A 12,080-nucleotide genomic window follows, 5' to 3' on the forward strand; every position below is an offset into this window, starting at 1 on the left:
ATTGAGATTGAGACCGGCTGAGACCGGCTGAGCGGGCGGCCGTTCGCGAACAGCCCTTCCCCGAGCCGGAGTTCGGCCAGGGCCCCCACTGGTTCACCTGGCCGCGCGGCCCAACCTCCGGCACCCCCCTACTAGTTCAGGCACCCCCACTCGTAAGGAGTTCCCCCGATGAAGACCCTGCTCACCGGCGGCACCGTGGTCAGCATGGACCCGGCTGTCGGCGATCTCGAACGTGGTGACGTGCTGATCGAGGACGGTGTGATCGTCGAAGTGGCGGAGCGCATCGACGCGCGGGACGCCGAGGTGATCGACGCGACCGACCGCATCGTGATGCCCGGGTTCGTCGACAACCACCGCCACTCCTGGCAGACCGCGTTCCGAGGCGTCGGCGCGGACTGGACGTTCCCCGAGTGGGCGCTGGCCATGCACCGCACGGTCAAACCCCACTACCGGCCCGAGGACGTCTACGCCGGCACCCTGCTCGGCCGTCTGGAGGCCCTGCACTCCGGGGTGACCACGATGCTGGACTGGTACCACGTCGCGCAGAGCCACGCGCACGAGGACGCCGCCGTCGCCGCGCTGCGGGACGCGCCGGGGCGGTCGATCTTCTGCCTCGGCGCCGGTTGGGGCACCGCCGACTCCGTCGACGCCGACATCCGCCGCGTCCGGTCCGAGCTGCCCGGCGACGGCCTCGTCACCATGACGTTCGGCCTGCGCGGACCCGACGACACCGGCATGGACACCGTCGCCCGGGAACTGAAGCTGGCGGACGAACTCGGCCTGCGCACCAGCCTGCACGTCGATCCGGGCGGCACCAGCCCCACGGTCGCCGATCTGCGCGAGCACGGTCTGCTGCGGGAGACCACCACGTTCGTGCACGCCAACGGGATCAGTGACGAAGAGCTGCGGATGCTCGCGGATGTGGGCGCTTCGCTGTCCGTCAGCCCGGACGTCGAACTGAAGATGGGCTTCGGATCGCCGGTCACCGGGCGGGCGCTGGCCGCGGGCGTGCGCCCGACGCTGTCCGTCGACGACGTCCCCTCGGCCGGCGGTGACATGTTCTCCACGATGCGTACGGCCTTCGCCGTGCAGCGCGGTCTCGACGGCGGCCTGCGCTCCCGCGACCTGCTGGAGTTCACCACGATCGACGCCGCCCGCTCCTGCGGACTCGGCGCCCGGACCGGCAGCGTCACCCCCGGCAAGGACGCCGACCTGATCCTCCTGCGCACCGACGACCTGACGGTGTTCCCGGTCACCGACCCGGCCGGCAGCATCGTCAGCGCCGGCCATCCCGGCCTGGTCGACACCGTCCTCGTCGCCGGTCAAGTGGTCAAGCGTGACGGGGTGTTGGTGGGCGTGGACCTGCCGGCGCTCAGGGCCCGGCTCCTCGCGTCCCGCGACCGGATCGCGGCGGCCGCGGGCATTCCCCTCGACGGGACATGGCACCCACGGCCGGAATCGAAGTAGGCGCACGTGGACGAACCCGGGGCAGGCCCCTGCCCAACCTGCCCGCTCGGGCTCCTCACACCGCGTCCCCGCCCTCCAGCGCCGAGGGATTCAGCGACGCCAGCAACTTGAGCAGCAGCGCGTGCGTCTGCTCCTGCTCCGCCGGCGTCAGCGCCTGAAGTGCCTCGGCGTGGGCGGCGTCCACCGTCTCCGCGGCCTCCGCGGCGAGCCGTACGCCGGCCTCGGTCACGTGCAGGCGCTGGGTGCGTCGGTCGCCGGGCGTGGTGCGGCGCTCCAGCATCCCGCGCTCGACCAGCCCGTTGACCGCCGTACCCATCGACTGCGGGGTGATCGCCGCCCGGCGTGCCGCGGTCGCGCTGGAGACGCCCGGGTCGAGGACGGCCTGCATCAGGGCCCGGTGCTGGGCGAGCGTGAGCTGGAGCGGGCGCAGGGCGCGCTCCATCCGGGCCGCCATGATCTGGCCGATCTGCCAGGCCACATAGCCGGTACGGCGGTCGGGATGCTTCACGGGACGGACCTCTTCTGCGGGACGCCCTGCGGGCGCTTCTTGGCGGGCACTTTTGTAAGGCAGCTGATGGTGATGTACAAATATTATCAGTTGCCTTCTAATCTAGGACCGCTCCGATGTCCCAGCAAGTCGCACCCCGAGCCACCGGCACGAACGGCACCACCGGCGCCCCCCGACAGCCGCACAAGCACGCCCTGGACGTGGCCCACCCACCCCCGGGCCCCGGAAACCTGCGTGCCGTCCTGCTCCCCGTGGCGGTCGTGCTGCTGATCGGCGCCGTGTTCGTCAGCGTCTATCTCGCTGCCTTCCACGCCCCGAGCCCCCACCAACTCCGCGTCGGCACAACGGAGATAGGCACCGCGCAGGCCCACCTGAACGAGGACCTGGAGCGCGTCGCCCCGGGCGGCTTCACCGTCGAGACGTACCCCGACGAGTCCGCCGCCCGGAACGCCGTACAGGACAGAAAGGTCTACGCGGCCTACCTCGGCGACGGAAAGCTCCTCTACGGCAGCGCGAACGGTGCCGCCGTCACCGCGACCGTGACCACCGCCTTCGGCTCCGTGGCGCACGCGGAGCAGCGTGAACTCGCCGTCGAGGACGTCGCCCCGGCCGCGGCGGGGGACACCCGGGGCCTCTCCGTCTTCTACGCCGCCTTCGGTCTGGTCCTCGCGGGTTACCTCTTCGGTATGACGACCTACCAGCTCGCGCCCCGCCTCCAGTACCGCTGGCGGATGGCCAGCCTGGCCCTGTTCGGCGTCGTCGGTGGTCTCCTGATCGCGACCATCGCCGGAAGTACGGGCTTCGGCGCGCTGCCCGGTTCGTTCCTGCCGCTCGTCGTCGTGATCTCCCTGATGGGCGCGGCGGTCGCGGCCACGACCATGGTCCTGCTACGGCTGTTCGGCTCGGCGGGCGTCACCCTCGCGTCGATCCTCATGCTGATCCTCGGCAACAGCAGCAGCGGCGGCATCATGCCGGCCGCGTACCTGCCGGGCTGGCTGCGCCCGCTCTCCGAGATCCTGCCGGTCGGCGTCGGCGTCCGCGCGATGCAGGGTCTGTCCCGGTTCCAGAACGACGGCCTGTCCCGCGCCCTGGTGATCCTTCCGGTGTGGGTGCTCGGCGCCGTCCTCGTGCTCTATCTCAAGGACGTGTACCGGCGCGGGGCACGGGCCGAGACGCCTGCGCGTGCGGGGGAGAAGGGCGCGCCGGGGCCCGAACCCGTGACCGGCTGACCTCGACGTACCGGGCCTCGCCGGGCCTGCCGGGTTCGCCGGTCCTGTCCGGGGGCGTGCATCCTGGAGGCAGGTGAGGATCTCCCTCCGGGAAAGGAACCATCGATGGATGCGCAGGACGAGCGGTTCGACGTCGTCGTACTCGGCGCCGGCCCCGGCGGCTACGTCGCCGCCATCCGTGCCGCCCAACTCGGCAAGCGGGTCGCCGTGGTCGAGGAGAAGTACTGGGGCGGTGTCTGTCTGAACGTGGGCTGCATCCCGACCAAGGCCCTGCTGCGGAACGCCGAGTTGGCGCACATCTTCACCCGCGAGGCGAAGACCTTCGGCATCAAGGTCGAGGGGGAGGTCTCCTTCGACTACGGCGAGGCGTTCCGCCGCAGCCGCCGGGTCGCGGACGGCCGGGTCAAGGGCGTCCACTACCTGATGAAGAAGAACAAGATCACGGAGATCGACGGCCGCGGCACCTTCCTCGACCCGCACACGCTCCAAGTGGCGGGCTACGACGGCGAATCGCGCACGATCGGCTTCGAGCACTGCGTCATCGCCACCGGCGCCACCCCCAGGCTGCTGCCCGGCACCAAGCGCACCGCGCGCGTGGTGACGTACGAGGAGCAGATCCTCGCCGACGACCTGCCGCGGTCGATCGTCATCGCGGGCGCAGGCGCGATCGGCATCGAGTTCGCGTACGTCCTGCACAACTACGGCGTGAAGGTCACGATCGTAGAGTTCCTGGACCGCATGGCACCCCTCGAAGACGTCGAGGTCTCCACCGAACTCGCCAAGCAGTACCGCAAGTTGGGCATCGACGTCCTCACCTCCACCCGCGTCGAGTCCATCGACGAGTCGGGCCCGCAGGTCCGCGTCACGGTCACGGGCAAGGACGGCGCCCAGCAAGTCCTGGAAGCCGACAAGGTGTTGCAGGCCATCGGCTTCGCCCCGAACGTCACCGGCTACGGCCTGGAGAACACCGGCGTACGGCTGACCGAGCGCGGCGCGATCGACGTCGACGGGCATTGCCGTACGTCCGTCCCGCACCTGTACGCCATCGGCGACGTCACCGCGAAGCTGATGCTCGCGCACGCCGCCGAGGCGATGGGTGTGATCGCCGCCGAGACCCTCGCGGACGCGGAGACGATGGAGCTGGACTACGCGATGATCCCGCGCGCCACCTACTGCCAGCCGCAGATCGCCAGCTTCGGCTACACCGAGGCGCAGGCACGGGAGTTGGGGCACGACGTCAAGGTCGCGAAGTTCCCGTTCACCGCGAACGGCAAGTCGCACGGCCTCGGCGACACCACCGGTTTCGTGAAGCTGATCAGCGACGCGAAGTACGGCGAACTCCTCGGCGGCCACCTCATCGGCCCCGACGTCACCGAACTCCTCCCCGAACTCACCCTGGCCCAGCAGTGGGACCTCACCGTCCACGAGGTCGCCCGCAACGTGCACGCCCACCCGACGCTGGGCGAGGCGGTGAAGGAAGCGGTGCACGGCCTCGCGGGGCACATGATCAACATGTGAGCCGGATGGCCCCCGACCGACTTTGCCCGCTCTTTACAACCCACCCTCCCGCTGCCTCGTCTCTCCGCTCGATCAACAACCCGCCCCACCACCGAACCGTCCGACGGACCCGGTGGGGCGGCCGACGAGAGAGAGCGATTCATGCGCCGAACTGTCCTCAGCGCCCTGGCACTCACGTGCGGCGCGGTCCTGGCGAGCACCGCGCCCGCGTTCGCGGCCGGGGCCTCCGCGTCCCCGACCCGCGCCCCGTCCACCGCGCCGTCCGCGGTGCCGAGCGCCACCAAGGCGCCGACCCCGGCCTCCAGTGACGAACCCACCCGGAGCGCGAGCGCCGCACCCTCCGCCGTACCGTCCGCCGCGTCCACCCGGGCCCCGAGCCAGGTCGCCGAGGTTCCCAGCGGCGCCCCGGACACCGGTGTCACGCCGGTGTCGAAGTCGTCCGACGACCTGACGACCACGCTGGTCGGCGGGGGAGCCGCCGCGCTGGTTGTCGGCGGCGGCGCCTTCGTCGTCGTACGGCGCCGGAGGACGACCGGCGTATGACCTCGCTCTCCAGGCGCGCCTTCGTCACCGCGGCGACGGCAACGCTGCTGGCCGGCTGCGGCGGGCACGGGACCACCTCGGCCGCGAACGCCCCTCAGCAGCAAGGGAGTTCGACGCCCTCCGGACAGTCCTCCGCGCCACCCTCCGGCAAGACGGCACACGCCCTCGCGCGTTCCGTCCCGGTCACCCTGCGCGTCCCGGCGATCGGGGTCGACACCCCGGTCATGCAGCTGGGGCTGGCCTCGGACGGCACCGTGCAGGTGCCGCCGATCACCGCGCACGACCGGGCGGGCTGGTACCGGCACTCGCCGACACCCGGCCAGACCGGGCCGTCGGTGATCCTCGGGCATGTGACCGTCGGCGCGTACGGGGACGGCGTCTTCCGCCATCTCGCGAAGCTGCGCAAGGGCGACCGGATCGAGGCGGGCCTGGAGAACGGCACGACGGCCACGTTCACCGTCACCACCGTACGGACGGTCGCCAAGGCCGAGTTCCCGTCCGACGAGGTGTACGGGAACGTGGACCGCCCCGAACTGCGTCTCATCACCTGCGGCGGGACCCGCACCGGTACGGGATACCTCGACAACGTGATCGTCTTCGCCACGCTGACCGGCTGAACTCCCGTACCCCGCACGTACTTTGCACGTCACGACCATGGAGAGCGTTGAAACGGTCCCGCGAGAGGGCAGCGTCCGAACTGTTCGCCGCCGTCTACCCGCGCCTCGCCGGCTGGTGCCGCCGTCTCGTCGACGACGACGAGACGGCGCACGAGATCGCCTCCGAGGCGTTCACCCGGCTCTGGGCGCGGTGGACGAAGGTGACGGAACCCCGCGGCTTCCTCTACGTCACCGCGGCCAACCTCGTCCGGGACCACTGGCGCAAACTGGAGCGCGAACGCCGGGCCGTGCGCCGCGCCACCACGGAGGAGGCGGTCCGCCCACCGACCGAACAGGAAGACCCCTCGGTACGGCTCCTCGTACAGTCCCTGCCCGAACGGCTGCGCGTCCCGATCCTCCTGCACTACTACGCTGACATGCCGATCCGGGAGGTGTCCGTGCTGACCGGACGCAAGGAAGGAACCATCAAGGCCGACCTCCACGCGGCCCGCGAACTGCTCCGCGCCCATCTGAGGAGAAGCCTTGACCACACACTTTGACGAGGGAGACGAGGGCCCGGACATCGACCCCGACGACCCCCTCACGGTCATCCTGCGCCCCTCCTCCGAGTACCTCGGCCCTCCCCCCGGCCGCTACGAGACGATCCGCCGCGGCGCCAACCGCCGCCGCCTGCTCCGCGCGACGGTCGGCGCCGGCGCGACCTGCGCGGTGATCGTCCTCGCGGCCCTCCCGTTCCGCCTGGCCCACCACGACTCGCCCACGACCCCCACGGTCCCCCTCGCCCCACCCCCCGCGAGCACCAGTCCTACGCCCCCGCCCGCCCCGTCGGCGACGAGGGCACCCAGTCCGAGGGCGAGTGAGACCCCGAGTTCCCCCGCCGACGCCCGGAACCCGAGCCACACCGCGGTGCCCACCACGGAACCGTCCAAGGCCCCGACGGCATCCGCCTCGGCACCTTCATCGGCGCTCACCTCGTCCCCGACGACCGCACGCTCCGTCGAGCCGTCGGCCGTGCAGACGCACACGGGGTAACTTCCGCGCCCGCCCCGGCTACTTGAGCGCCGCCAGTGCGATCCGCTCCGCGACCGCGTTCATCGACTCGCCCTTGGCGTCCGTCGAGTCGACCGAGTAGACGAGGGTGCGGGAGAGGTCGCGGGTGGCGAGGACGACCGTGCTGTAGCCGTACCGGGAGCCCGACTTGAGCCAGTAGACCTTGCCGCCGTACTCGAAGCGTTGCAGGCCCGCGCTGTAGCTCGCGCCCTCGATGCCCGCCGGGACCGTGAACATCTCCTTCAGTTGCGGGCCCGGCACGATCCGGCCCCGGAACAGTGACGTGATCAGCCGCTCCAGGTCGGCGGTCGTCGAGATCATGTCGCCGGCTGCCCAGCGGTCGGCCTGGTTCCAGTCGGTGACGTCCACGAACTTCGTTGTGCCGTCCGCCTGTTGGACCAGCTGGTAGCCGTGGTTGTGCGGGCCTCGGATGCGCGGGTCGGTGCCGGGGAAGTACGTGTCCCGCATGCCCGCCGGGCGCAGGACGAGGCGGGTGGCCTCCGAGGCGTACGAGTGGCCCGTCACCCTCTCGATCAGCAGGCCGAGGACCGTGTAGTTGATGTTGAGGTAGTCCTGCCGCTCGCCCGGCCGGAACTCCGGGCCCTTCGCCACCGCCGACGCCACCACCTGTCTCGGCGTGAGGGTGTCGAAGCGGTGCGCGTACTGGTCCTCGAAGGCGTCCCCGAAACCGTCGCCGGCCTGGATGCCACTGGTGTGGTTCAGCAACTGCCGTACGGAGACGGGCTCGAAGGCCTTCGTGAGCAGCCCCGGCAGGTAGTGCTGGATCGGGGTGTCCAGGTCGACCTTCCGCTGCGCTGCGAGCCGTAGCACGGTCGCCGCCGTCACGACCTTCGTCGTCGAACCCGCCCGGAAGCGCGCGTCGGGGTCGGCGGCGGCACCGCTCTCCAGATCGTGCACACCCGAACTGCCGCGCCAGGTCCCGTCCGTGCCTCCCACCCGTACGAGAGCCGCCGTCGCGTCGGCGTCAGGGAGCCCGGCGAGCGCCGCGCGCAGCGCTTCGGCGTCCGGTGCGGCCGTCTGCCGCGCGGTGGCCGACGGGGGCGCGGCGAACGCGGGCGCGGCCAACGGGCCTGCCGCGAGGGCGAGTACGAGGGAGGCGGTGAGGACGGTGGTGCGACGGCGGGCGCGCATCGAGCGCATCGGCTGCTCCTGAGGTCTCCGGTGGCTGTCGGTGATCAGCCTCGTCCCGCTCGGTCGTAGGCGGATCGTCGGCGAGGAGGGCGCCACCCCTGGTGCAGCCCGGACCAACTGCCGTACAGGACAAGGGGTTTGTGGGGGATGCCCCCTACGGGATCCAACTCGGCGCCGGAAAAACTGTTATCGCGGAGGCCTTCACTCCGTCTCCCTCTGCGTCCCCAGTCTCCTCACGCACCGGAGCCACCCACATGGCCACCAGCGCACGCAAGCCCACCAACAGGCACCGCCTCACCCGCCGGGGCCTCTTCACCCTCGGCGGCGGAGTCGCGGCGGCGGGAGTCGTCGGCGGCGGTATGGCCGCGTTCTCCGGGGGAGGGGCGGACGCCGCGCAGACCGGCACAGCCACCGCCATCGGCACCGCGACCGCCCGGCCGCAGGCCCTCGTACACCCGGGCATGCTGCACAACGCCGGTGACCTGCACCGCGCCGAGGTCCGCGTCGCCGCCCGCAAGGACCCCTGGCTGAAGGGCTGGACGCGGCTCACCGACAACCGCCATTCCGCGAGCGGTTGGCAGCCCCGCCCGCAGGCCGTCGTCGTACGCGGCGGCACCGGCCAGAACTACGTCACGATGTACAACGACATCCACGCCGCCTACCAGAACGCCCTGCGCTGGAAGATCGGCGGCACCAAGGCCAACGGCGACACGGCCGTCGCCATCCTCAACGCCTGGTCGGCCACGCTCACTTCGGTCAACGGCAACGCCGACCGCTTCCTGGCCGCCGGCATCTACGGCTACCAGTTCGCGAACGCCGCCGAACTCGTCCGCGACCACCCGCACTTCGCGTTCGCCCGCTTCAAGAAGATGATGCGCACGGTCTTCCAGCCGATGAACATCGACTTCCTCGCCCGCCACAACACCGCCAACATCACCAACTACTGGGCGAACTGGGACCTGTGCAACGTCGCCTCCCTCATGGCGACCGGCATCCTCTGCGACGACCGCGCCACCTTCCAGCGCGCCGTCACCTACATGAAGTCCGGCGCGGGCAACGGCTCGTTCAGGCACGCCATCCCCTTCGTCTACGCCGGCCAGAACCTCGCCCAGTGGCAGGAGAGCGGCCGCGACCAGGGCCACACGATGATGGGCATGGGCCTCATGGGCGCGATCTGCGAGATGGCCTGGAACCAGGACGTCGACCTCTACGGCTACCTCGACAACCGGTTCATGAAGGCCGCCGAGTACGTCGCCAAGTACAACCTCGGCGCGGCCGTGCCCTTCACGACGTACGGCTGGCGCAGCGGTCAGGGCAACGGGCGGTACATGGAACAGCCTGTGATCTCCGACGCATCCCGGGGCGCTGTTCGCCCGGTCTGGGAGGTTCTGTACAACCACTACGCCCGCCGACGACGCCTCTCCACCCCGTTCATCACCCTCATGGCTGAGAAGGTGCGTGCGGAGGGCGGTGGCGGCGACTACGGCCCGAACAGTGGCGGTTTCGACCAACTGGGCTTCGGGACGCTGCTGTACAGCAAGTGACGTCGGGGGACATCGGGTGATGCCGGGGAGGGCGAGGAACGACGTGGACGGGCGGCAGTGGCGCTCCACCATCGCGGCGGCGCAGGCCGGTGACCGGCGGGCGCTGGACGAACTGGTCGCGGGCTGGCTGCCGTTGGTCTACAACGTGGTCGGCCGCGCCCTCAATGGCCATGCGGACGTGGACGACGTGGTCCAGGAGACGATGCTCCGCGCCGTCGACCACCTCGGTTCGCTCCGCGACCCCGACAGCTTCCGTTCCTGGCTGGTGGCGATCGCCATGCGCCAGATACGGGACCGGGCGCGCCGGAAGACCCCGGACCGGCTGCCCGACGGCCTGCCGGGCGATGCCGCCGACTTCGCCGAACTCACCGTCCTGCGGCTCCAGTTGGAGGGCCAGCGGCGCGAGGTCGCGGAGGCGGTGCGCTGGCTCGACGACGAGGACCGCCAGCTCCTCTCCCTGTGGTGGCTGGAGGTCGCGGGCGAACTCACCCGCCGCGAACTGGCATCGGCGCTCGGCATCAGCCGCCAGCACGCGGCGGTCCGCGTCCAGCGCATGAAGGAACGCCTGGAGACCGCCCGAGGTGTCGTCCGCGCCCTCGACGGCGCCTGCCCCGACCTCCGTGACCTCACCGCCCGTCGGGACGGCCGCCGCGACTCGGTCTGGCGCAAACGCCTGGCCCGGCACCTGCGCGGCTGCGCCTACTGCGGCGACCCGCGCGAGTCCGTCGTACCCGCGGAACGCCTCCTTGTCGGCATCGCCCTCGTCCCGCTCCCGCTCGGCTTCACGCTGTCGCTGGCCTTCGGGGCGAAGACGGCTGCGGCTGCGGCGGGGGTCGCTGGTGCGGCCTTCGGGCTCGGGGCGAGCGGGGCCGCTGGGGCAGCGGGAGCGGCCGGTACGGCGGGGCTCGCGGGCTCGACCGGCGCGGCAGGGGCCGTAGGTGCGACGGGGTTCGCGGGTTCGGTAGGGGCTTCCGGGGCGGCCGGGGCCTCTGGTGTCGCGGGTGCTGCGGGCGTCGCCGGTTCCGCAGGCGCGGCGGGAGCCGTCGGCGCCGCAGGAGCTTCGGGCATCGGAGGTTCGGCAGGGGCCGCAGGCGCTTCCGGTGTCGCGGGTTCGGCGGGAGTTTCGGGAGCCTCCGGGGCTGCGGGCTCGGCCGGGATCGCCGGTTCGGCCGGTGCGCCCGCCGGCTGGTCCGCCAAGCTGCTCGGGGTGTTGACCAAGCCAGCCGTCGCCGTGGCGGCCGGCGCGACGATCGCCGCGGGCGGTGTCTACGTCGTCACCCAGTCCCCGAACGACCCACCCCCGAAGGCCCTCACCCCCACCGCCGCAGCCACCACACCCGGCCCGGGAACCGGCACCCCGACGACCCCCGCATCACCCTCACCATCCGCATCCGAGTCATCCTCACCCTCCCCGTCCACCTCCCCGTCGAAGACGACCACCGGCCCCTACGGCTCGGTCGTCGACGCCGTGGACCGGGCGCCGGACCCCAGCACCCCGCCCGCGGCGCTCCCGCACCGCCTCGCCTCCGGCGTCACCAGCACCGGCGGTGCGCACGCCACCATGAACCACCGGGGTGACAACGTGACGCTCAGCGGCCAGGGTTACGTCCTCGTCCGCTGGCAGATCTCGCCGCAGTACCGCAACGGCGCGCTGGTCATGCCGAGTTGGACCGCCCTGAAGGGCAAGCTGTTCCACGTGGCCTCGGGCGGCGGCCGCCGCATGGACGACCCCGTCAGCACCGCCGACACCACCGCGACCGGCATGGGCAGCTCCACCACCGGCTACGACGTCCTGCCCACCGGCACCCAACAGATGTGGCAGAACGAGTACTTCTACGTCGACGGCAGCGTCACCCTCACCGTCAACGAACGCGGCGCCGACTACGGCCTCAACGTCTTCCCCACCACCTGGGACGCCGTGGAGAAGGACATCACCACCGGCCCCGCCCAGGGCGCGACCCGCTACGGCCTGACCCGGGACACCGGCAAGGACAGCACCCCGATACCGCAGTTCGTCACCCGTACGACCCCGGCCGACCCGGCGACCGTAGCTCAGGAGTCCCGCGTGTAGTGGTCCTGCGCGGCCATGACCTCGTCCCCGTGCTCGAAGGCCCATGCCCCGAACGCGTCGATCGGGTCGAGCAACGTCCGCCCCAGCGCGGTGAGTTCGTACTCCACCCGCGGTGGCGAACCGCCGTACGGCCGCCGCGCCACGAGCCCGTTGAACTCCAGCCGCCGCAGCGTCTCCGTCAGCACCTTCTGGCTGATCCCGCCGATCCGCCCGCGCAACTCACCCGGCCGCCGCGGCCCGTGCCGCAGGGCCCACAGCACCACGCAGTTCCAGGTGTTGGCCAACAGGTCGAAGGCGAGCCGGGCCCGGCAGTCGGCGAGGAACACCGAGTCCGTCGGGTTCGTCGGGTCTGAGGTCACGCACCACATGGTGCCCGAGCGG

At 71.4% G+C, this 12,080-nt stretch carries 12 protein-coding genes; 9 read left to right on the forward strand and 3 right to left on the reverse strand.

All coding sequences use genetic code 11. The features are described from left to right. The first annotated feature begins 168 nt into the window (after positions 1-168). Complete coding sequence (locus OG496_RS39425; RefSeq protein ID WP_405974246.1) at positions 169-1,467, forward strand: amidohydrolase family protein; 1,299 nt, start codon at positions 169-171, stop codon at positions 1,465-1,467. A 55-nt stretch (positions 1,468-1,522) separates the two neighbouring features. Here OG496_RS39425 and OG496_RS39430 read toward each other — a convergent pair whose 3' ends face one another. Further along, entirely contained in the window at positions 1,523-1,975 is a 453-nt protein-coding gene (locus OG496_RS39430; protein ID WP_366490229.1) for a MarR family transcriptional regulator, read from the reverse strand. A 116-nt stretch (positions 1,976-2,091) separates the two neighbouring features. Between OG496_RS39430 and OG496_RS39435 the strand changes: the two genes are divergently transcribed. From OG496_RS39435 to OG496_RS39460, 6 genes are all read left to right on the forward strand, one after another. After that, positions 2,092-3,204, forward strand: coding sequence for an ABC transporter permease (locus OG496_RS39435; protein ID WP_405974247.1), 1,113 nt, complete (start codon positions 2,092-2,094; stop codon positions 3,202-3,204). A gap of 105 nt (positions 3,205-3,309) precedes the next feature. Further along, positions 3,310-4,722, forward strand: coding sequence for a dihydrolipoyl dehydrogenase (gene lpdA, locus OG496_RS39440; RefSeq protein ID WP_405974248.1), 1,413 nt, complete (start codon positions 3,310-3,312; stop codon positions 4,720-4,722). Between the two features lie 141 nt (positions 4,723-4,863). Continuing rightward, entirely contained in the window at positions 4,864-5,265 is a 402-nt protein-coding gene (locus tag OG496_RS39445) for a sortase-dependent protein (RefSeq protein WP_405974249.1), read from the forward strand. Next, a complete protein-coding gene (locus tag OG496_RS39450) occupies positions 5,262-5,882 on the forward strand; it encodes a class F sortase (RefSeq protein WP_405974250.1) in 621 nt (206 codons plus the stop codon). The genes OG496_RS39445 and OG496_RS39450 overlap by 4 nt, the downstream gene beginning before the upstream one ends. 47 nt (positions 5,883-5,929) lie before the next feature. Continuing rightward, positions 5,930-6,421, forward strand: coding sequence for an RNA polymerase sigma factor (locus tag OG496_RS39455; protein ID WP_366490236.1), 492 nt, complete (start codon positions 5,930-5,932; stop codon positions 6,419-6,421). After that, positions 6,405-6,914 (forward strand): hypothetical protein, encoded by a 510-nt coding sequence (locus tag OG496_RS39460; RefSeq protein ID WP_405974251.1) that lies wholly within the window; start codon positions 6,405-6,407, stop codon positions 6,912-6,914. The genes OG496_RS39455 and OG496_RS39460 overlap by 17 nt, the downstream gene beginning before the upstream one ends. A gap of 18 nt (positions 6,915-6,932) precedes the next feature. Here OG496_RS39460 and OG496_RS39465 read toward each other — a convergent pair whose 3' ends face one another. Continuing rightward, positions 6,933-8,084, reverse strand: a complete 1,152-nt coding sequence (locus OG496_RS39465; RefSeq protein WP_405976805.1) for a serine hydrolase domain-containing protein — start codon at positions 8,082-8,084, stop codon at positions 6,933-6,935. A 254-nt stretch (positions 8,085-8,338) separates the two neighbouring features. On the opposite strand from OG496_RS39465, the gene OG496_RS39470 reads away from it, so the two are divergent. Then, entirely contained in the window at positions 8,339-9,628 is a 1,290-nt protein-coding gene (locus tag OG496_RS39470) for an alginate lyase family protein (protein WP_405974252.1), read from the forward strand. A 19-nt stretch (positions 9,629-9,647) separates the two neighbouring features. After that, positions 9,648-11,699 carry a sigma-70 family RNA polymerase sigma factor gene (locus tag OG496_RS39475; RefSeq protein ID WP_405974253.1) on the forward strand — a complete coding sequence of 684 codons (2,052 nt, stop codon included), beginning with the start codon at positions 9,648-9,650 and terminating at the stop codon, positions 11,697-11,699. On the opposite strand, the gene OG496_RS39480 is transcribed toward OG496_RS39475, so the two are convergent. After that, entirely contained in the window at positions 11,681-12,067 is a 387-nt protein-coding gene (locus OG496_RS39480) for a winged helix-turn-helix transcriptional regulator (RefSeq protein WP_405974254.1), read from the reverse strand. The genes OG496_RS39475 and OG496_RS39480 overlap by 19 nt on opposite strands. Positions 12,068-12,080: the final 13 nt, after the last annotated feature.

Source organism: Streptomyces sp. NBC_00988 (assembly GCF_045162645.1).
GTDB lineage: Bacteria > Actinomycetota > Actinomycetes > Streptomycetales > Streptomycetaceae > Streptomyces.